Origin of the sequence: Chryseobacterium taeanense (genome assembly GCF_900099685.1) — a bacterium.
GTDB classification, from domain to species: Bacteria; Bacteroidota; Bacteroidia; order Flavobacteriales; family Weeksellaceae; genus Chryseobacterium; species Chryseobacterium taeanense.
The window spans coordinates 121,786-141,764 of the sequence record NZ_FNDW01000010.1; the positions used below are offsets into that span (position 1 = coordinate 121,786).

At 36.3% G+C, this 19,979-nt stretch carries 18 protein-coding genes; 13 read left to right on the forward strand and 5 right to left on the reverse strand.

What is annotated here, in order from left to right; genetic code table 11:
* Nucleotides 1-41: 41 nt before the first annotated feature.
* A complete protein-coding gene (locus tag BLR30_RS13680; protein ID WP_089859958.1) occupies nucleotides 42-533 on the forward strand; it encodes a DNA-deoxyinosine glycosylase in 492 nt (163 codons plus the stop codon).
* Nucleotides 534-583: 50 nt separating this feature from the next.
* Here BLR30_RS13680 and BLR30_RS13685 read toward each other — a convergent pair whose 3' ends face one another.
* Nucleotides 584-1,276: an AIM24 family protein gene (locus BLR30_RS13685; protein ID WP_089859960.1), complete on the reverse strand. Its 693-nt coding sequence runs from the start codon at nucleotides 1,274-1,276 to the stop codon at nucleotides 584-586.
* Nucleotides 1,277-1,450: 174 nt separating this feature from the next.
* Between BLR30_RS13685 and queA the strand changes: the two genes are divergently transcribed.
* From queA to BLR30_RS13710, 5 genes are all read left to right on the forward strand, one after another.
* Nucleotides 1,451-2,500, forward strand: coding sequence for a tRNA preQ1(34) S-adenosylmethionine ribosyltransferase-isomerase QueA (gene queA / locus BLR30_RS13690; protein WP_089859963.1), 1,050 nt, complete (start codon nucleotides 1,451-1,453; stop codon nucleotides 2,498-2,500).
* Nucleotides 2,501-2,571: 71 nt separating this feature from the next.
* Complete coding sequence (gene rlmN / locus BLR30_RS13695; RefSeq protein ID WP_089859965.1) at nucleotides 2,572-3,606, forward strand: dual-specificity RNA methyltransferase RlmN; 1,035 nt, start codon at nucleotides 2,572-2,574, stop codon at nucleotides 3,604-3,606.
* Nucleotides 3,607-3,680: 74 nt separating this feature from the next.
* A complete protein-coding gene (locus BLR30_RS13700) occupies nucleotides 3,681-4,619 on the forward strand; it encodes a sterol desaturase family protein (RefSeq protein WP_089859968.1) in 939 nt (312 codons plus the stop codon).
* A gap of 327 nt (nucleotides 4,620-4,946) precedes the next feature.
* Nucleotides 4,947-5,825 (forward strand): hypothetical protein, encoded by an 879-nt coding sequence (locus BLR30_RS13705; RefSeq protein WP_089859971.1) that lies wholly within the window; start codon nucleotides 4,947-4,949, stop codon nucleotides 5,823-5,825.
* Between the two features lie 174 nt (nucleotides 5,826-5,999).
* Entirely contained in the window at nucleotides 6,000-6,977 is a 978-nt protein-coding gene (locus BLR30_RS13710; RefSeq protein WP_089859974.1) for a polyprenyl synthetase family protein, read from the forward strand.
* A gap of 1 nt (nucleotide 6,978) precedes the next feature.
* Here BLR30_RS13710 and BLR30_RS13715 read toward each other — a convergent pair whose 3' ends face one another.
* Nucleotides 6,979-7,272 (reverse strand): hypothetical protein, encoded by a 294-nt coding sequence (locus BLR30_RS13715; protein WP_089859976.1) that lies wholly within the window; start codon nucleotides 7,270-7,272, stop codon nucleotides 6,979-6,981.
* Between the two features lie 137 nt (nucleotides 7,273-7,409).
* On the opposite strand from BLR30_RS13715, the gene BLR30_RS13720 reads away from it, so the two are divergent.
* Nucleotides 7,410-9,842, forward strand: coding sequence for an alpha-ketoacid dehydrogenase subunit alpha/beta (locus BLR30_RS13720; protein WP_089859979.1), 2,433 nt, complete (start codon nucleotides 7,410-7,412; stop codon nucleotides 9,840-9,842).
* Nucleotides 9,843-9,924: 82 nt separating this feature from the next.
* Nucleotides 9,925-10,782: a DUF7003 family protein gene (locus BLR30_RS13725; RefSeq protein ID WP_089859982.1), complete on the forward strand. Its 858-nt coding sequence runs from the start codon at nucleotides 9,925-9,927 to the stop codon at nucleotides 10,780-10,782.
* 2 nt (nucleotides 10,783-10,784) lie between these two features.
* Here the strand turns inward: BLR30_RS13725 and BLR30_RS13730 are convergent, their stop codons facing one another.
* Nucleotides 10,785-11,174, reverse strand: a complete 390-nt coding sequence (locus tag BLR30_RS13730) for a winged helix-turn-helix transcriptional regulator (protein ID WP_089859985.1) — start codon at nucleotides 11,172-11,174, stop codon at nucleotides 10,785-10,787.
* A gap of 292 nt (nucleotides 11,175-11,466) precedes the next feature.
* On the opposite strand from BLR30_RS13730, the gene BLR30_RS13735 reads away from it, so the two are divergent.
* Complete coding sequence (locus tag BLR30_RS13735) at nucleotides 11,467-12,528, forward strand: NADH:flavin oxidoreductase (protein WP_089859988.1); 1,062 nt, start codon at nucleotides 11,467-11,469, stop codon at nucleotides 12,526-12,528.
* 446 nt (nucleotides 12,529-12,974) lie between these two features.
* On the opposite strand, the gene BLR30_RS13740 is transcribed toward BLR30_RS13735, so the two are convergent.
* Nucleotides 12,975-14,177: a C1 family peptidase gene (locus tag BLR30_RS13740; protein WP_089859991.1), complete on the reverse strand. Its 1,203-nt coding sequence runs from the start codon at nucleotides 14,175-14,177 to the stop codon at nucleotides 12,975-12,977.
* 84 nt (nucleotides 14,178-14,261) lie between these two features.
* Nucleotides 14,262-14,498, reverse strand: coding sequence for a hypothetical protein (locus BLR30_RS13745; protein WP_089859994.1), 237 nt, complete (start codon nucleotides 14,496-14,498; stop codon nucleotides 14,262-14,264).
* Nucleotides 14,499-14,869: 371 nt separating this feature from the next.
* On the opposite strand from BLR30_RS13745, the gene BLR30_RS13750 reads away from it, so the two are divergent.
* The 4 genes from BLR30_RS13750 to BLR30_RS13765 all read left to right on the forward strand — a co-directional run bounded on the left by BLR30_RS13750 (nucleotide 14,870) and on the right by BLR30_RS13765 (nucleotide 19,934).
* Nucleotides 14,870-15,388: an RNA polymerase sigma factor gene (locus tag BLR30_RS13750; RefSeq protein ID WP_089859997.1), complete on the forward strand. Its 519-nt coding sequence runs from the start codon at nucleotides 14,870-14,872 to the stop codon at nucleotides 15,386-15,388.
* Between the two features lie 11 nt (nucleotides 15,389-15,399).
* The gene (locus BLR30_RS13755; RefSeq protein WP_089860000.1) at nucleotides 15,400-16,494 is read left to right on the forward strand and encodes a TonB-dependent receptor plug domain-containing protein; all 1,095 of its coding nucleotides are present in this window, start codon (nucleotides 15,400-15,402) and stop codon (nucleotides 16,492-16,494) included.
* Nucleotides 16,495-16,638: 144 nt separating this feature from the next.
* Nucleotides 16,639-18,615 (forward strand): vWA domain-containing protein, encoded by a 1,977-nt coding sequence (locus tag BLR30_RS13760; protein WP_089860003.1) that lies wholly within the window; start codon nucleotides 16,639-16,641, stop codon nucleotides 18,613-18,615.
* A 143-nt stretch (nucleotides 18,616-18,758) separates the two neighbouring features.
* Entirely contained in the window at nucleotides 18,759-19,934 is a 1,176-nt protein-coding gene (locus tag BLR30_RS13765) for a TlpA family protein disulfide reductase (protein WP_089860006.1), read from the forward strand.
* Nucleotides 19,935-19,979 lie beyond the last annotated feature (45 nt).

Consider the following 19,979-nt stretch of genomic DNA (forward strand, 5'->3'; position numbering starts at 1 on the left):
GTTTATTGCGTTAAAAATATAAAAACCTATAAATTTGATTTATGCAAAACAGAATTTCTTCTTTCCCGCCGATTATTGATAGTAATTCTAAAATTCTAATTTTAGGATCCATTCCCGGAGTGAAATCATTAGAAAAACAACAATATTATGCCCATCCTCAAAACAAATTCTGGAAAATCATATTTGAATTATTTAATGAAGAATTTACAGAAGATTATGCGGAAAGAATTGGTCTGCTGAAGAAAAACTATATTGCACTATGGGATGTTATCGATTCCTGTGAAAGAAAAGGAAGCCTTGATTCGGAAATTAAAAATGAAGAAGCCAATCAGATTGAAGAACTTCTGGAAAATCATCCGGATATCCGGGCGATCTTTTGTAACGGAGGAAAATCATTTAAAAATTTACAGAAAATTTTAGGTAAAAATTTCAGAGTTCCTATTTATCAGATGCCTTCGACAAGTCCACTTCATACGGTTTCTTTTGAAAAAAAATTGGATGAATGGAAAATAATTTTGGATTTTTTAAAATAAAAAAGCAGAAATAAAATTATCCCTGCTAAAATTATTTATCTACTTAAGTTTTATCTTTCAATTCTATAAACTTCCTCATACGGCTGAATCAATACCCATCCGTTTCCGGAAAACTTCATCTGAAATTCTTCACCACTTCCTCTTCCGATAAGACTTTTAAATGAAACGTTGGTTTTTAAATCCGGAGTCAGATTTCCCGACCAGGCAACAGTTGCATTAGGATCTGTAAAAACCGGTGCGTCAGGCGTAACCATTAAAGTCAGAGGTTCGCCGTGCGTTGTGATAGCAATATGCCCCGTTCCTGATAATCGTACCTGAAAAAGTCCGCCAGACATAACTCCTGCGATACTTTTTAACATCGTAATATCACTTTTTACACTTTGCTCATGGGCGAGTACATCATTACCATTGACACAAACCGATTCATTGTTTAGATAAAGAATCCGTACTTTTTTACCTTCGTCGGCAACATATAATTTCCCGGTACCTTCGGCTTTCATAAGCCTTGCTCCTTCGCCACTGATTGCTTTTTTTAACAGATTTCCCAAACCTCCGGAAAGCATTCCCTGTCTTTCAAAATTAATATTTCCGACATAGCTGACCATACTTCCCATTTTTGTCCAGACTGATTGATTATTAAGGTTAATTTCCAGAAGAGCAGGTTTTTCCAGCTCAAAATAGTCCCTCTGCTCAGGTTTTTCTTTCGTTTCGTTGACGAAAGATTCAATTGAATATTTGCTCATAGGTGTAAAAATTAAATCGCAAAATACAATTTTCATGCTTAATTTTCGCCGTAAAATCACGGTTTTTTGCTTCAATGTAAATAATACTTGACAAAGGGGTATCTAATGTCGTATATTTGCAGTCCGAAAATTACACCCTGTAATTTTGATAATTTTTAAACCGTAATTTAAAAAATGAAAACATCAGATTTTAATTTTGATCTTCCTGCAGAATTATTGGCAGAACATCCATCCGAACACAGAGACGAAGCGAGACTAATGGTTTTGGACAGAAAAACTGAAACCATCGAGCACAAACTGTTTAAAGATGTTGTTGATTATTTTGATGAAGGAGATCTTTTTATCTTCAACAATACCAAAGTTTTCCCGGCACGTCTTTATGGAAATAAAGAAAAAACAGGCGCAAAAATCGAAGTTTTCCTATTGAGAGAACTTGATAAGGAAACCCGTGTTTGGGATGTATTGGTAGACCCTGCAAGAAAAATCAGAATTGGAAATAAATTATTCTTTACTGAAGACGAATCTTTGGTTGCTGAGGTAATCGATAACACGACATCCAGAGGAAGAACATTAAGATTCTTGTTCGATGGTTCGTATGAAGAATTCAGAGCAAAATTGAAAGAATTGGGAGAGACCCCGCTTCCTAAATATATCAAAAGAGATGTCGAACCTGAAGATGCTGAAAGATATCAGACCATCTACGCAAAAGTAGAAGGGGCTGTTGCTGCACCTACTGCAGGGCTTCACTTCTCCAGACACCTTATGAAGAGACTTGAAATTAAAGGGATTGATTTTGCAGAAGTTACTCTTCACGTAGGTTTGGGTACATTCAATCCTATTGAAGTAGAAGATCTTTCTAAGCATAAAATGGAGTCTGAAGAAATTTTCATCGACGAGAAAAATGCTCAGATCATCAATAATGCTGTTGATTCGCACAGAAGAGTATGTGCTGTAGGAACAACAACAATGAGAACACTGGAAACTTCAGTTTCTTCAAACAAGAAAATTTCGGCTTTCCACGGATGGACCAACAAGTTCATTTACCCGCCTCATGATTTCGGAGTTGCCAATTGTATGATTACCAATTTCCACACGCCAAAATCTACATTAATTATGATGATTGCAGCGTTTGCAGGGAGAGATTTTGTAATGCATGCTTATGAAGAAGCTGTAAAAGAGAAGTACAAATTCTACTCTTACGGTGATGCCATGTTAATTCTTTAAAAGATATCAGGTATAAGGTAGCAGGTCGCAGTTGGCACCTGTTACCTATTATCTGCAACCTATTACCTACAATGAAAGACATCAGAACTTTATCACTCGATCAGCTCAAAGACTATTTTGCTTCTTTGGGAGAAAAGCCTTTCCGTGCGAAACAGGTGTACGACTGGCTGTGGAGTAAAAATCTCCATTCGATTGATGAAATGACGAATCTTTCGAAAACTCTTCGTGAAAGAATAGCCGAAGAGTACACAATTAATCCTGTTTCTGTAGATCAGCTCCAAAAGAGTACAGACGGAACGATTAAAAATGGTGTTAAACTGCACGACGGTCTACTGGTAGAATCAGTTTTAATTCCGACAGAAACCAGAACGACAGCTTGTGTTTCTTCGCAGGTTGGCTGTTCATTAAACTGTGAATTCTGCGCAACCGCAAGACTCAAGAGAATGAGAAACCTTGAAGTTGCCGAGATTGTGGATCAAGTTGCCCTAATCGACAGCCAGAGTAAAATGTATTTCAACAGACCGCTTTCGAATATTGTCTTTATGGGAATGGGAGAGCCGATGATGAATTACAAAAACGTCGTGGAAGCCATCAGGAAAATCACCCAGCCGGAAGGTTTGGGAATGTCTCCGAGAAGAATTACCGTTTCTACATCAGGAATTCCAAAGATGATTAAAATGTTGGCTGATGAGGAATTGAAAGTGAAACTGGCCTTGTCACTTCACTCTGCCATCGAAGTAAAGCGAAATGAGATCATGCCTTTTTCCGATAAATTTCCTTTAACGGAAATTATGGAAGCGCTTCAATATTGGTATCAGAAAACTGGTTCTGTCATTACTTTTGAATATTGTGTTTGGAAAGGAATAAATGATGGCGATGAAGATATCAAAGCTTTGATCAAATACTGTAAACAGGTTCCTTCTAAAGTTAATTTAATTCAATACAATCCTATTGGTGACGGTAAATATGACCAATGCAATAAACAGGCAGAAGAAAATTATATTCGTCAGCTTGAAAATGCAGGTATTGTCTGCATGGTAAGAAAAAGCCGTGGTGGAGACATCGATGCAGCTTGCGGTCAGCTTGCTAATAAAACTTCGGATTAAAATTTCATTAAAAAAATCAAAAAAAATCCTTAACGTTTTCTTAAAATCCTAACTTTGCACAAAATCAGGTGACAATGATGGATTATTTTATGGGTAAAGACGGTCTTGAAAACGTTTATGCCTGGTCAATTCCGGTTCACGCTACAATTATTCTTGCAGAGATGATTTACAGTCATGTCGCAGAAGCTAAACTGTACAATGGCAAAGATGTGGCTACAAGTATCTATCTTGCTTTGCTCAACTTCGGGCTAGATCTTGTGATGAAGGCTTTTGCTATGGGTGTCATGTTTTTCTTTTATGATCTCAGGCTTTTTTCATGGGAATTTACAGGATGGTACTGGCTGGTTTGCTTCATTGTTACAGATTTTGCCTATTATGTCCTTCATTATGTAGATCATCATTCCAGAGCATTCTGGGCGGTTCATATTACCCACCATAATTCTGAATATTTTAATCTGACGACAGGTTTCAGAAGTCCTGTTCTGCAGCCGCTTTACAGATATTTGTATTTTTCTCCGCTAGCTTTTTTGGGATTTAACCCATGGCATATTATGGTTGTTTATGCGATCGGACAGGTCTATGGAACCTGGGTTCATACGCAGACCGTAAAAAGTATGGGAATTTTAGAATATATTTTGGTGACACCTTCTCATCATCGGGTTCATCATGCATGCAATATCAAGTATCTGGACAGAAACATGGGAATGTGCCTGATTATCTGGGATAAAATGTTCGGGACATTTGAAAAAGAAGATCCGAATGTACCCGTAAAATATGGAATTTATCCGAAAATGCCTGACAATAAACCTGATACCGTTCTTTTGTACGAATGGCGAAAAATCTGGAAAGATATTAAACAACCAGGTTTAAAATTCTCAGACCGAATCAACTATATTTTTAATTCTCCCGGATGGCGGCATGACGGAACCGGAAAAACAGTGAGACAGTATCAAAAGGATTATTGGGCACGGAAGAATAGGAAAAACTCAGAAGCACATAAGAAAACAGCGTAAGTTTTAATAACATTAATTGATTTTCAACGCAATCTATATAATCAATTCAGGCGAATTTAGTCCGTCTTTTTATTGGCTTACGTATATCAATGCTTCAAACATTTGCTGATTGTTAACGCCTTTGCGAACGAAAAATAAATGCAATCATTTAAAATAAAGCTTTGCGCCCGCTGCGTTAAAATACCTCAAAGCTAACCAAAGGGATGCAAACGAAAAATTCTCAAGCAATTAAATAAACGTCCTTAGACGCTGCGTTAAAAAAATATTCTTTGTTATATAAACTTGAAATAACACAAAAATTAAGGTCATTTATAATATTTTTACGGAATGAAAAAAATATTTCTGGCTTTAGCAATTACAATTTCTGCCCTTTCATTCTCTCAGAGAACGAATCTGTTAAAAATCAGAAAGTACAGAATAAGTTATCTGGATGAAAGAATTAAGGAAACGTCTGGTCTTAGTTTGATGAACGGAAAGCTTTACACATTCAATGACAGCGGAAATTCACCTGAACTTTTTGAATTGGATAAAACAACAGGCACAATCGTAAATACAATAAAAATCAACAGTAAAAATAAAGACTGGGAAGCATTGGCAAATGATGGAAAGGACTTCTATATCGGCGATTTCGGCAATAATGGAGGAACGAGAAGAGATCTGGAAATTTATAAGATACCATTTAATGGAAATGTGCCTGAAAATGATTCGGTGAGCTTGATTTCTTTTGAATATCCTGAGCAAAAAGACTTTGTTTCCAGAAATACTTTTACTGATTTTGATGCCGAAGCCATGATATATCTTAACGGAAAAATCCACCTTTTTACCAAGGAATGGAATTCAAAATCTACTACACATTATACTATTGATCCTGACTACCCGGATAAGCAGGAAGCTCAGAAAATAGAAGCTTTCAAAACAAATTTCGTGGTTACTGATGCTTCTTATTTTAACAAAAAACTATACCTCATCGGCTATACAAAGAAAACAGAAGTTTTTCTAAATATCTTTAATGAAAGCGCTCCCGGAATATTTTTCAGTGAGGATCCTAAAAGATATTATTTAGGAAGTGCTTTATCGATTGGTCAGATCGAAGGAATTGCCGTGGATGAAAGCGGAATTTATATTTCCGGTGAGAAATTTCATTCACCAATAGGTGGGTCAAAGCAGAGTCTGTATTTTATTCCAAATGAAAGGCTCAAAGATTAATAATTTAAACATTTGCCGAGCATCTTTGTGAACGTAAAATATTCAAATAATTATATAATTCTCTGTGACTTTGCGGTAAAACTAAAAAAATGATATTCGTATTATATTACCTTAAAATTGACTGAAAAAAATTATCTTTGTGGGAATTAATAATTTATCCATCATCCAAAGATTGTGGCGAACACTGTAGAAGAAATCAAGCGACCGATCAATGAGGAAATGAAACTTTTCGAGCAGAAGTTTTATGAATCCATGCAGAGTAAAGTACCTTTATTAGACAAGGTTACGCGTTTTATCGTTACTACAAAAGGAAAGCAGATGCGTCCCATGTTCGTTTTTCTTTGTGCAAAACTTATAGGTGAGGTCAATGAAAAAACCTATCGTGGCGCTTCCATGATCGAGCTCATTCATACAGCAACATTAGTTCATGACGATGTGGTGGATGAAAGTTTTAAACGACGCAACTTTTTTTCAATCAATGCTTTGTGGAAAAATAAAATTGCAGTTTTGGTAGGAGATTATCTTTTGTCAAAGTCAGTTTTACTATCAACAGATCATAAAGATTATGATTTACTTGGAGTAATTTCCAGGACAATTCGTGAAATGTCTGAAGGCGAACTTTTACAGCTTGAAAAAGCCAGAAAACTGGATATCACGGAAGAGGTGTATTATGAAATTATCCGTCAGAAAACCGCTACCTTAATCGCTGCATGCTGCGAGATTGGTGTTTTGTCGAACAATACTGATGCAGATTTGTCGAAGAAAATGATGGATTTCGGAACTTATACCGGAATGGCATTTCAGATCAAAGATGATCTTTTTGATTATTTAACTTCAAATGTGATCGGAAAACCGGTAGGAATTGATATCAAGGAGCAGAAGATGACACTGCCATTGATTTTTACCCTAAGGATGGCTGATGAAAAAGACAGAAAGTATTATTTCAATACCATCAAGCGCTATAATAATGATCAGAAAAGAGTAAAGGAACTTATCAGTTTTGTTAAAACTTCCGGAGGGCTGGATTATGCAATTTCTGTCATGAAAGATTTTCAGCAAAAAGCCAAAGATATTCTTAATGAATTTCCCGATTCTGAAGCCAGAAAATCTTTACATATTATGCTGGATTACGTAATTGAGCGAAAATTTTAAATTAAATTATTCTTACCGTCACAATAATTACAGCTAAAACTATACAAAATAAAGCGATTAAAAATAAATAATCCGCAATGGTTTCAAATCTGTGTCCGCGCATTTCGTGTTGAGATCTGATTGCCAGAAAAGAAAAAAAACAGCTGAATGCAAAGAAGAGACAGGCAACACCTGCAAACTCGTCCAAATATGTGCTGTGACTGATCTTAGTGATCTTTAAAGAGGTAATAATAACCAGTGAAAATCCCAAAAGATTGCTGGAAGCATTCAGAATATGGGTGGACTTCTTTTCCATCTTTACAATTTTTTTCCAATATAAATACAATTTTTTTTATTATCAAATTTTTAAAAAAGATTATTAAAAATTAAAATTAATTTAAAAAGTGTATATTAGCAAAATACTTCAAGAATTATAAAATTTTTTATCGGGCTATGCAGACAACCTATATTGAAACACAGCAAATTTCCTTTCAAGACTTTAAAAATCAAATACTTGGAGATTATAAGTTGGGTAGGGTTTCTCGCGAAATGTCATATCTGGGCAGAAGAGAAGTTCTTACGGGAAAAGCTAAATTTGGTATTTTTGGGGATGGTAAAGAGCTTCCTCAGCTTGCAATGGCGAAAGTTTTCAAAAATGGAGACTTCCGTTCGGGATATTACAGAGATCAGACTTTTGCATTGGCTATTAATGCATTGACTGTTGAGAGTTTCTTTGCACAGTTGTATGCAGACACCAGTGTTGAAAGAGAACCGGCCTCTGCGGGAAGACAAATGAACGGGCACTTTGCAACAAGAAGTTTGAATGAAGACGGAAGCTGGAAAGATTTAACGGCCCAGAAAAATATTTCTTCAGATATTTCTCCGACTGCCGGCCAGATGCCAAGATTATTAGGATTGGCTCAGGCTTCTAAAATATATAAATCGGTAAAATTTGACGGTTCAGAAAAATTCTCAAAAGACGGTAACGAAATCGCTTTCGGAACGATCGGTGATGCTTCTACTGCGGAAGGCCACTTCTGGGAAACGTTGAATGCCGCTTGTGCTCTTCAGGTTCCTATGATCGTTTCAATCTGGGACGATGGTTATGGAATTTCAGTTCCTACAAAAAATCAGAGAGCCAAAGCGGATATCGCTGAAATGTTAAGCGGTTTCCAGAGAAAAGAAGGTGAATTCCAGGGATGTGAAATTATTCAGGTAAAAGCATGGGATTATCCGTCATTATTGGATGCTTATGCCAGAGCAGAACAGTTTGCGAGAGTAGAAAGTGTTCCTGTGGTAGTTCATGTTGTTGAAGTGACACAGCCTCAGGGACATTCGACTTCAGGATCTCACGAAAGATATAAAAATGAAGAGCGTCTCGCCTGGGAATCTCAATTCGACGGCTTGGTTAAATTTAAAGAATGGATTTTAAATTATTCCATCGAAATTGACGGGCATGAAGAAGTTCTGGCAACTGCTGAAGAGCTAAATGCAATTGATGAAGAGGCTAAAAGAACAGTAAAAGCCGGACAGAAAGCTGCCTGGGAAAACTATCAGAAGACAATTACAGATTTAGTTCATGCCGTTTTACCTTTAGTTGAAAACCTTAAAGGTCAGAACACTGAAATTGAAAATTATATTACTCAGTTTAATAAATTGGTTTCCAAGGCGAAGAAAGATGTTTTTCATTTGGTGAGAAGATCTTTATTAGCAACAAGAGCAACAAATTCTGCAGAAAGAAACCAGCTGATGCAGAAATACAATGAGATTTTTGAGGTAGAAAAAGATAATTATTCTTCTCATTTATATTCTCAGTCTCAGTGGAAAGCTGAAAATGTAAAAGAAATCAAACCAGTCTTTTCTGAAAATTCTGAAGATGTTGACGGTAGAGTAGTGGTGCGAAATAATTTCGATAAAATTTTTGAAAAATATCCTGAAACTTTAGTATTTGGAGAAGATGCCGGAAATATCGGTGACGTAAACCAGGGACTTGAGGGAATGCAGGAAAAATACGGTGAAGTTCGTGTTGCCGATACGGGAATCCGTGAAGCGACGATCTTAGGACAAGGTATTGGGATGGCGATGAGAGGTTTAAGACCAATCGCTGAAATTCAGTATTTAGATTATATTTTATATTGCTTACAGGGAATGAGCGATGATCTGGCAACGGTTCAATACAGAACAAAAGGAGGTCAGAAAGCGCCTGTAATCATCAGAACTAGAGGCCACCGATTAGAAGGTGTTTGGCATTCAGGTTCTCCGATGGCGGGGATTCTTAACCTTTCCAAAGGAATTTTGGTGTTGGTTCCGAGAAACCTTACAAAAGCTGCTGGATTCTACAATACGATGCTTCAGAGTGATGAGCCTGCCGTAATTGTTGAATGTTTAAACGGATATCGATTAAAAGAAAAACAACCGGATAATTTAGGTGAGTTCACGGTTCCTGTAGGAAAAATCGAGGTAACAAAAGAGGGAAGTGATGTGACGTTGGTAACGTACGGATCGACCTGGAGAATTGTTATGGAAGCAGCGGAGGAATTGGGGAAATTAGGAATTTCTGCGGAAGTGATTGACGTTCAATCATTAATTCCTTTTGACTTAACCCATGAAATTGCTGAATCTGTGAAGAAAACCAACCGATTGGTAGTGATCGACGAAGATGTGGAAGGAGGAACTTCAGCGTTTATTTTACAGCAGATTTTAGAAAAACAAAAAGCATTCAGATTCTTAGATTCTGATCCGTTGACGATTTCTGCCAACGATCACAGACCCGCATACGCCAGTGACGGAGATTATTTCAGTAAGCCATCCGCAGACGATATGGTAGAGAAAATCTACGCACTATTTAATGAAACAAATCCTCAGAAATATCCTGCGATATTTTAACTGGAACTTTTAGATAAATTTTGGAACCGCTTTCTTTGAGAGCGGTTTTTTTACTAAATTAGTTCTTGCAACAATTGGAGTTATGAGATTAATATCAGTTATAGCTATTTTATTTACCCTGATTTTTTATAATAAACAAACCAGAGAATCTCAGATGATTTATACTGAAAATGAAATTTTAAAACAATTAGATTTAGCTTATAAGCAAGAACCCAGTGAATATTATCCTAAAGTTCGATCACAGGATATTAAATATAATTTTTTTCTCGATTTGGAACACGGATATTTCGAAACTGCCGGAAGTAGAATTCATTTATATGCAAATGAAAATCAATGGGCCATTGTTTTTGAAAAGAGTGGTTATCAAAATAGAGCAACAAGGGCTGAGATTGAACTTGACTATATTGGTAATTGCATTAATTATCCCATAGACAGATTTCCTGATAGGGATTATATTTCAAATGTAAGTAATATTGTGCTAATTGACAGTGATGAGTATATGAGGATTGAAAATAAAAATGGCACTACTAATGTAGAAAACTTTGAACTCATTGCAAATGATATCGAGGAGATAAAAGTTCGCGGTAAATTAATTCCATTTAACAATAATTATAAAGATTATGAGAGAGTAGGAATAAATATAAGAGATTATGACAATCCAAAAAAATTAATTGGTTTTGGAGATCTAATAAGGTTTTATCATGAAACAAATCCTATTTTAGTTTCGGCATCAGAAGATGAAATCAAAAAATATATTCCTAAAGATCTTAAAAGATTAATGGTAATCGATGAATTTCATTACGATCCAGATATTTTACCAAGTAAACAAGAAGTTTATAAGCTTATTTCTAAAATTTTGATAACAAAAGACACTTCTTATTGGAAACCAACTCAGCAATCTAATAATAGTTGGAAAAAATGGGAATCTGGAAATTTATAAAATTAAACAACAGCCTTTTTGGTTTTCTTACTTTCTAAAAGAGTCTTACAAGCCTTCTCTTTTTCCGGATCATACACATGGTATTTCATTTCCCATTCTTCCAATTGGTACAAAATCGGAAGCAATGCCAAACCTTTCTCTGTTAGTGAATACTCAACCCTCGGCGGAATTTCTTTAAACTCTTCACGGATGATCAATCCATCGGCTTCCATTTCCCGAAGCTGATCGGTAAGAACTTTTCTGGAAATAATATTAATACGCACTGCAAGCTCACCGAAACGCAATTTCCGGTCTTTAATGACCAAAACAATAATCGGTTTCCATTTGCTTCCCAAAGCAGACATGGCTTTGCCAAGCGGACAGCTGTATTGCATTAATTCGTTCTTTTTCATTTATAATCTTTTTTTGAACGCAGAGCGCACAGAGATTTTTAATATTAATTGTTTTCAAGTTTCACAAAGCCGCTTCGCTTATAAGTGCGTACAGCAATTTGATAGTATAAACTCTTCTAAAATATCACCAACCTAAAGTTCTCTCAATCTCAGCCTTTACCTCAACCTTAAAAGTTACCTCCACGTTACCATTATCAGTTACCGCAAAGTTACCACTTTTTTTACTTTAAAAGATACAAAAATGAACTATTATTAGTTACTTTGTGTAACAATAATAAAAACAAGTGTAAAAATGAGCACAGAATCATTATTTAAACCTTTTCAATACAAGAATTTAACACTAAAAAATAGAATCGTAATGGCTCCGATGACGAGAGCTCAATCAGACAACGGAGTTCCGACGCAGCAGATTGCAGATTATTATGCAAGAAGAGCAGCTGCAGAGGTTGGATTAATCCTTTCTGAAGGAACGGTCATCAACAGGCCTGCTTCAAAAAATATGCAGAACATTCCGGATTTCTATGGAACGGAAGCCTTAAACGGATGGAAAAATGTGATTGACGCTGTACATGAAAATGGAGGAAAAATGGGACCTCAGATCTGGCACGTAGGTGATACGAGAAGTACTCCCGACTATCCTGTGGAGGATATGGAAAAAGCTTCTACAATGACATTGGAAGATATTCAGGATACGATTACTCAGTTTGCAGCATCGGCAAAATCAGCTAAAGATCTTGGATTTGATGTATTGGAAATCCACGGTGCGCATGGTTATCTTATTGACCAGTTTTTCTGGGAAGTAACCAATACAAGAACAGATGAATACGGTGGAAAGACCATTAAGGAAAGAAGTAAGTTTGCTGTAGATGTTGTAAAAGCAATCAGAGCTGCAGTGGGAGAGGATTTTACCATTATTATCCGTCTTTCTCAATGGAAACAGCAGGATTATTCAATAAAATTGGCAAATACGCCGGAAGAAATGGAAGACTGGTTATTACCGTTAAAAGAAGCGGGAGTCGATATTTTTCACTGTTCACAGCGAAGATTCTGGGAAGCTGAATTTGAAGGTTCTGACCTCAACTTCGCAGGATGGGCAAAGAAAATTACCGGTCAGCCAACGATTACCGTAGGATCCGTAGGTCTTAAAGGAGATATAATGGGTACTTTTTCCGGACAGGGAACCGAAAAAGAAGATCTGACAGAGCTAACAAGAAGGCTTGAAAGAGGAGATTTTGATCTCGTTGCGGTTGGTCGCGCCTTATTGCAGGATCCCGAATGGGCAAAGAAAATTAAAGAACAAAATACCGAAGCATTGCTTGATTTTTCAGCAGAAAGCCTTGGAGTATTATACTAAAAGTTATTGGTCAATAGGTGAATCTGCTTCGCTGTCAGTTTTATCAGAATTGACAATCTACTATTCACTGCGAAGAAGAAATCACTATAGATTATTTTACCATATCTTGATTACCTATTTAAATTTTTTAACAGTTCCGGCTCAGAACAAAGTTCTGAGCCGGAGTTATTTTTAATGCAAGTTTTAATTCAAATACTACCATTAAAGCTATAGCTAACCTATATTTTCTCAATGCTTCCTCAACCGAGCGGTCAACGCACCGTTGATGCTACGGTCAACATATCCTTTATCGGGCGGTCAACGAGGTGTTGACAGTACGTCACTTACCGTATGTTTAAATTAATATCTAAGATTAATCTAAAAATAAAACCGTCTTCAAAATTGAAAACGGTTTTACAAGATTTAATTATCTAAAATTGCCATTTGCATGACAAGAATGATCATTTTTACAGACCAATATTTTTAGTTGGTTTTAATTGTTTTTTGATGCTTTTCGGCAGCGCATCTTTATGAACCAGAATCGCGGTAGATTTGTACTCCACGTAAGGTCTTGTCACATAAATATATCCCTCAAAATCATTGGTTACACCCCATGAATTTTTCACCATATAATATTCCTTTCCACTTTGGTCTTTTGCCAGTCCTACGATATGCATACCGTGGTCATCTGTTGTAGACAGGTTATTCAAAGCCTGCTGACGCATATCCTCTGTGATTGTTTTGTCTTTTTTAGGCTCTGTAAATAAAGTTCCTTTATTGTCTTTATTGATCTGATCCAGGTTCATGTCCGGAACATAAGCCACTCCATTTTTGTAAGAGAAATAAGGTTCCGAAACATCAGTTGCCCAACCCACAGAATATCCTTTATTTACAGCATTATCGATAATGGCCGTTAAATCTTTCATTGGAACATTCCAGTCAGAATCATGGCTCCAGTTGTCCGGGATCGGAACTACGAATTTCTGATAGTATGGATAATCTTTATAGGAAGAGATTTCTACATAATCTTCCGGATTGATGCCTACTACTTCTTTTGCAAATGTTTTTGGCGTGTAAGATTTTCCTTCGTAAGTAAAATTAGCAGGAACTTTTCCTAAATACTGATCCAGAATGGAATCTACGGAAGACATCCAGTTGTCTGTGAGTTTTCCTTTAGATCCGGCCTGAACAAGACTGTCTAAAACAGGCTTCAGTTTACCCTGCATTTCAGAGAAATTATTCATTGTCTGCCCCTGCTTTAAACCTGTATAAACATCCTGAGGAACAGCCCCATATTTCTTATACATATTGATTACGTCGTGCAGTTCTCCACCGTCACCCCAGCTGATCGCTCCGTTGTTTAAAACATATAATTTTGCTTTATCATGATAAGAATTTCTTGCGGTAAAGATTTCTGCAAGATCAACGGGCTTTTTACCCATTCTCTGCATTTCAGATTCTAGGAATGAATTTCCGGAATAGCTCCAGCACGTTCCTGAAGAACCCTGGTTTTTTACCGATGTTGCACCTACATCCTTCAGTGTAGTGAACTGGAAATTAGCATTTTGAGACTGATTGTTTTTTAACTTATTGATTAAGTCATCCTGAGCAAACATCATACTTCCTGCAGACAAAACAAAAAGTAATGATATAAATTTGGTATTTTTCATTACTATGAATAGATTATTTATACGAGTAGTCGTTCATAGTAGAGATTTGTTACAAACAAAAAGGTTAAATCTGTTTATGATTTTTTATGAAAAGGTAAAAATAGATTGATAAAATTTCATAGCCAATGCTTCATCTATTTCGTCCGATGCTTTATACATTCCGGACAAAGCTTCATATACTTTGGACGAAGCCTTATCCATTTTGGAACATGTCATATTTATTTTGTCCGATGCTTTATCTATTCCAGACAAAGCTTTATCTACTTTTGCCGGTGTCTTATCTATTTTGGAAGATGCTTCATATCTTTTAGAGGAAGTCATAAATATTTGAGACGATGCTTAGTTGTATTTAAAATGTTGATGATAAACTTGTTTAAACTAATTTCAGAATTAACCGCAAAAGTTACAAAAGATAATCACAATGAAATGATTAGTATATTTAAAGTTTTCAAAAGAATAAAAATCGAAGATTTTTTCAAGCTATTGTAACCTTTTTCATTTGTAATTATCAACTTTAAATAAAAGTTGAGCTCGTCTTTTGCAACTTTTGCGGTTATATAAAAGTTTAAACAGCCATTATATTTGGAATCATTTTGCCATTTTCGTTGAATTCATTTATTTTTAAAAAAAGTTTATCATGTTTCCAACCTTTTTACCATCTTCTGCATCTATGCAGATATAAATCCTGATGTATGGAACAAGAGCTATTATTGGAATTAAAGCAGAACGACCGCAATGCGCAGCGGAAAGTCTACGAAAGGATGGCGGGGAAGCTGTACTCGGTTTGCAGACGTTACCTTAAAAATGATGAAGATATTGAAGAAGTGCTGGCCGACACTTTTTATAAAATCTTTACTAAAATAAATCAGCTTCATCAGCCGGATATTTTTGAAGCGTGGGCGAGAAAAATTACCGTGAATGAATGCCTTCAGAAGTTGAGGGCTACTAAAAAACTTCATATTTCTCTGGAAGAAAATCATGTAAGCTTTACCGATACTACAATTGAAAATGTTTCTTTTGAAAAAGACATCCTCAGTCTCCTGAACTTTCTGCCGGAAGGATGCAGGGCGATTTTCAACCTTTTTGCCATTGAAGGCTATCCTCACAAAGAAATTGCGGTAATGCTTTCCATCAGTGAAGGTACTTCAAAATCGCAGCTCAATTTTGCAAGGAAAAAACTTCAGGAACTTCTGGTGAATCAAAACATTTAAACTTTACAGCAATGGAAAATAATCACGATATAGATAAAACTTTCAATGAGGCTTCTAAAAACTTAGAGGAACCTGCGACTTTTCCGGGGTTTGATAAAGTTTGGGCGAAGGTTGAAGAAAAACTCGATAAAAAAGAAGAAAAAAAGCGGAAAGTGATTCCGGTTTGGATTCCTTATGGAATTGCAGCCAGTCTGTTGATCGCATCCGGAATTTTTTACTTTACTGATAAAAAGCAAAATAAGGAAGTGCAACAGGGAGTAATGGCGGCTCATATGAGTATTCAGGAGGATATTTCTGCTGAATCTTCACCACCAGTTCAGGAGATTGACAGTCTGGTAAAAATGAATATTCAAAACAAAACATTAGCTGTTCCTTCCGAAAATATAATAGCTTATCATGCAGCATCAAAACCGAAGACTCCTCTTCCTGCTTCTCCGGTTTCTGAAATGAACGCTGCTGTAGCATCTAACGAGCAAGAAGAAAAGACGGCCGAAAAGAAGATGACGGCGATGGACAGTTTAAAGCGTCAGAACATAGAGGAAGTGATTGCCATGGGAATGAGGAAAGAAAAAGCTTCGATGAATGCCATAGCTTCAAGTCAGAAAGTTTCGAGTTTTAATACTGTCGGAGACACTGCGGAATCTTCCTATTCAAACCTGGCATTCAAAGAAACGGAAATTAAATCTTATAATAAAGTCAATGTAAAAGCGCAAAAACCTTTAGCATTTAATCCGGTTACAGAAAATCGTTTAGCTGAAAAAGCAGATACAAGTATGTTTAAAACAATTCCGGGATTAAGTACCAATGCTGTATCAGGGAGATCAAATAAGGCGGAGGGCTCGATCAATATTCGTGGAACAGCTCAGACGAATCAACAGAATCCTATAATCATCATTGACGGCAAAGTATCTGATATGAAAACTTTCAGAACTTTAGATTCAAAACATATTGATGAGGTAATTGTTTTGAAAGATGACAGGGCAGCATTATTATTTCCCAGAGAGAAAACCCGTAATGGTGTAATTGTGGTTGTCACGAAGTCTATTTCCCCAAAAGAGAAGAAAAAACTGAAAAAAATTCTTAGCGAGAATGTACCTGAAAAATAAACCTAACCATTTGAAAACTAATACTCATTCAATATAAAATCTTATAAGAAATTTCTTCGGAAGTTTCTTTTTTTTAAACTTCACTGCAACTTTTTAAATAAAAGGAATCCTTTATATAGCAAGTTTAAATTTGAAATGATACATATGAAAAAAATAGGAGCAACGATATTTGCAATTGCTTTATTGGCAGGTTGTAAAACAAAAACCGTTTCAGCATCAAAGGAAATAAAAAAGTTCAGTGTTGAAAAAGATAAGGATCAGGATGGTATAAAAAACAATCGTGACAAATGTCCGGAAGAAGCGGGATCTGTTGAAAACAAAGGCTGTCCGTGGCCTGATATGGATTATGACGGTATTTCTGATAAAGATGACTCTTGTAAGGATGTTGCAGGGCCTGTTGAAAACAAGGGTTGTCCGTGGCCTGATACAGACGGAGACGGTGTCATAGATAAAGACGATGCCTGCCCGACTGTTGCAGGACCTGCAGAAAACAATGGCTGTCCGTGGCCGGATACAGATGGTGACGGATTGTTAGATAAAGATGATGCCTGCCCAACAGTTCCCGGACTCCCAGAATATAACGGCTGCCCGAAACCTAAAACAGTGACAGCAATGGAGGTTGAATCTTCATTCAGACCGTATGTAGGAAAGTCATATAACAATCACAGATTTAATAAGAAAACGCTTAAGAAAGTTTCAAAGAAAAATATTGAATATGATAACGAAGAATATGATGCATTGGTAGAAAACCCTTTTGAGCTGACGAAGAACCAGCCTCTATCAACTTTTTCTATTGATGTGGATAATGCTTCTTATTCTAATGTCAGAAGAATGATTGAGTATGGGAGGGTTGATAAAAATGCTGTAAGAGTGGAGGAAATGATTAATTACTTTAAATATAGTTATCCTCAGCCGAAAAACAATCAGCCTTTTTCTATCAATACCGAACTGGCTCAGGCACCCTGGAATCCTAATCATAAATTGCTTAAAATAGGATTGAAAGGAAAAAATATTCCGATGAATAATCTTCCTCCTTCCAATATTGTATTTCTGATTGATACCTCAGGCTCTATGGAAGAAGAAAATAAGTTGCCATTGCTGAGATCTTCATTAAAGATATTGCTGGATCAGCTAAGATCGAAAGATAAAGTTGCCATCGTTGTGTATGCGGGAAGTGCAGGAGTTGTTTTGCCTTCAACCTCAGTTGCTGAAAAAGGTAAGATCATCAAAGCACTCGATCAGTTGCGGGCGGGTGGTAGCACTGCCGGCGGAGCAGGAATTGAACTGGCTTATAAACTGGCTCAGGAAAATTTTATAAAAGCAGGAAATAATCGTGTCGTTTTGGCAACAGACGGAGATTTCAACGTTGGGGTTTCTTCCACGGGAGATCTTGAAAGTTTGATTGAGAAAAAAAGAAAATCCGGAGTTTTTCTTACCTGTCTGGGCTACGGAATGGGCAATTATAAAGACAACAGAATGGAAACTCTGGCAGATAAAGGAAACGGAAACTATGCCTATATCGATAATTTGCAGGAGGCTAATAAGTTTCTGGGAAGAGAGTTTGCCGGAAATATCTATACGATCGCAAAAGATGTGAAAATTCAGATTGAATTTAATCCTAAATATGTAAAATCTTATCGGTTAATAGGCTACGAAAACAGGAAACTAAGAAATGAAGACTTTGAAAATGATAAGATAGATGCGGGCGAGCTAGGTAGCGGACATACCGTGACGGCTTTGTATGAAATCATTCCGACCAATACCAATTCCGGGTTTTTACCAAAGCAGAACAAACTTAGGTATTCGGCAACTTCGACTACACAAAAATTTGGGGATGAACTTGGGACGATAAAGTTCAGATATAAAAAACCAAGGGGATCGAAGAGTTCGGAAATTGTTCATGTTATAAAGAATTCAGATACTCCGAAAGTAAGCACGGATTTTAAATTTGCTTCTTCTGTAGCTTGGTTGGGTCTTGTATTAAGGGATTCAAAATTAATCAAGAGAAAAAGCTTGACAGAGATCGAAAATCTAGCAAAACAGAACACAGGAAAAGACACAGAAGGTTATAGAGCGGAATTTATTGATATGATTCAGAAATATAGAAGTTTTCATAAGTAAATATAAGTTAGGTAAAGTAGGCATTCTCGGGAATGCCTTTTTTTGTTTAATAACTGTATTTATAGAATCATTCGGGAAAATTCACATCATTTTTATCCTTGATAGGGCGGTTTTTTGTACTTTTAAAGGTATTAAAATATATCATGAAAAACTTCAGTTACCTGTTCAGACTTATAGTTTTGGTATCAGTGTTTATTGGTTCGGAGCTCAGCGCTGAAACTCCGGAAAACACAATTAAAATTTTCAGGAAACTTTCTGAAAAATTACAGTCTGTAAAGAAAATATCGTATCACTATACAAGGGAATTTACTTATCCTGCAGAGGATTACCACAGCAAATCGGAGGGTGAAATGTATATTGATTTCAGAAAAGAAAATGAACTTGTAGGTTTTCGGTATCAATATAAGGACGAAACGGGCTTTTCTGTGTTCAACAATGCTGAACTTTTTGAAGTTTCTGAAGAAGACCGGACCATTCAAATCAGCACCAAACTTAAGATCTCGGATTTTGAGGGGCTATCTGCATTATACAATTCCATGATTACAATGAGGAATATGCTACCGGCTGTTATTGCAGACAGAAATATGGTGAAACAAGTTAAAGATACTTTAATTGGGAAAAAAAGATTTTATCTTCTCAGCTTTCAAACCCAGGATATGTATCCTGATTATCTTGGGAGGACGTTTAAAAAAACTACTCAAAAAATAACATTTTACAATACTATAATTGTTGATAAAAAAAGTTTCCTGCCGGTGAGTTATATTCAGCTTAAAAAAGGAAGCAGGGATGTTAACCGGACGGATTTCTCCAATATTATGCTTGATCCGGCAACTCCGGAAGGGGAAAGCTGGTATTATTCAACCTACCTGAAAGACTATAAAGAAAGGAAAAAGGAATCGGTAATGGCTATCGGCGTAGGTCAGCGTGCCCCGGATTTTACTCTTGTTCAAAATGAAAATGGAGAGAAAGTGAGCCTGAATAACTTCCGGGGACATCCGGTATTGCTGGAATTCTGGATCAAGAACTGCAGCTACTGTATTAGTGCCGTTCCTGAGCTTAATGTGCTTAATACGAAGTACGGACTTTCAGGCTTAAAAATATTGGGTATCAATGCAACGGATAGTCAGCGGGTCATAAATCAGTTTGTGCAACGGCAGAAAGTAAACTATACGGTTTTGCTTGGCGATGCAACCGTAAGTAAAAACTATGGAATATCTGCATTTCCACACATCATACTCATTGATAAACAGGGTTATGTGATTTATTCCGGTGGTTTTGATATCGCTATTCTGAATGCCTTAATTAGTAAAAGCTTATAAGTATTGTTTTTTCTAAATGAGAATAATCTTATTTAATTTTCAAAA

What these genes read in the sequence shown, in the direction of transcription:
- BLR30_RS13680 (WP_089859958.1), top strand. Translation starts at nt 42, where the DNA reads ATGCAAAACAGAATTTCTTCTTTCCCGCCGATTATTGATAGTAATTCT.
- BLR30_RS13685 (WP_089859960.1), bottom strand. Translation starts at nt 1,276, where the DNA reads ATGAGCAAATATTCAATTGAATCTTTCGTCAACGAAACGAAAGAAAAA.
- queA (WP_089859963.1), top strand. Translation starts at nt 1,451, where the DNA reads ATGAAAACATCAGATTTTAATTTTGATCTTCCTGCAGAATTATTGGCA.
- rlmN (WP_089859965.1), top strand. Translation starts at nt 2,572, where the DNA reads ATGAAAGACATCAGAACTTTATCACTCGATCAGCTCAAAGACTATTTT.
- BLR30_RS13700 (WP_089859968.1), top strand. Translation starts at nt 3,681, where the DNA reads ATGATGGATTATTTTATGGGTAAAGACGGTCTTGAAAACGTTTATGCC.
- BLR30_RS13705 (WP_089859971.1), top strand. Translation starts at nt 4,947, where the DNA reads ATGAAAAAAATATTTCTGGCTTTAGCAATTACAATTTCTGCCCTTTCA.
- BLR30_RS13715 (WP_089859976.1), bottom strand. Translation starts at nt 7,272, where the DNA reads ATGGAAAAGAAGTCCACCCATATTCTGAATGCTTCCAGCAATCTTTTG.
- BLR30_RS13720 (WP_089859979.1), top strand. Translation starts at nt 7,410, where the DNA reads ATGCAGACAACCTATATTGAAACACAGCAAATTTCCTTTCAAGACTTT.
- BLR30_RS13725 (WP_089859982.1), top strand. Translation starts at nt 9,925, where the DNA reads ATGAGATTAATATCAGTTATAGCTATTTTATTTACCCTGATTTTTTAT.
- BLR30_RS13730 (WP_089859985.1), bottom strand. Translation starts at nt 11,174, where the DNA reads ATGAAAAAGAACGAATTAATGCAATACAGCTGTCCGCTTGGCAAAGCC.
- BLR30_RS13735 (WP_089859988.1), top strand. Translation starts at nt 11,467, where the DNA reads ATGAGCACAGAATCATTATTTAAACCTTTTCAATACAAGAATTTAACA.
- BLR30_RS13740 (WP_089859991.1), bottom strand. Translation starts at nt 14,177, where the DNA reads ATGAAAAATACCAAATTTATATCATTACTTTTTGTTTTGTCTGCAGGA.
- BLR30_RS13745 (WP_089859994.1), bottom strand. Translation starts at nt 14,498, where the DNA reads ATGACTTCCTCTAAAAGATATGAAGCATCTTCCAAAATAGATAAGACA.
- BLR30_RS13750 (WP_089859997.1), top strand. Translation starts at nt 14,870, where the DNA reads ATGGAACAAGAGCTATTATTGGAATTAAAGCAGAACGACCGCAATGCG.
- BLR30_RS13755 (WP_089860000.1), top strand. Translation starts at nt 15,400, where the DNA reads ATGGAAAATAATCACGATATAGATAAAACTTTCAATGAGGCTTCTAAA.
- BLR30_RS13760 (WP_089860003.1), top strand. Translation starts at nt 16,639, where the DNA reads ATGAAAAAAATAGGAGCAACGATATTTGCAATTGCTTTATTGGCAGGT.
- BLR30_RS13765 (WP_089860006.1), top strand. Translation starts at nt 18,759, where the DNA reads ATGAAAAACTTCAGTTACCTGTTCAGACTTATAGTTTTGGTATCAGTG.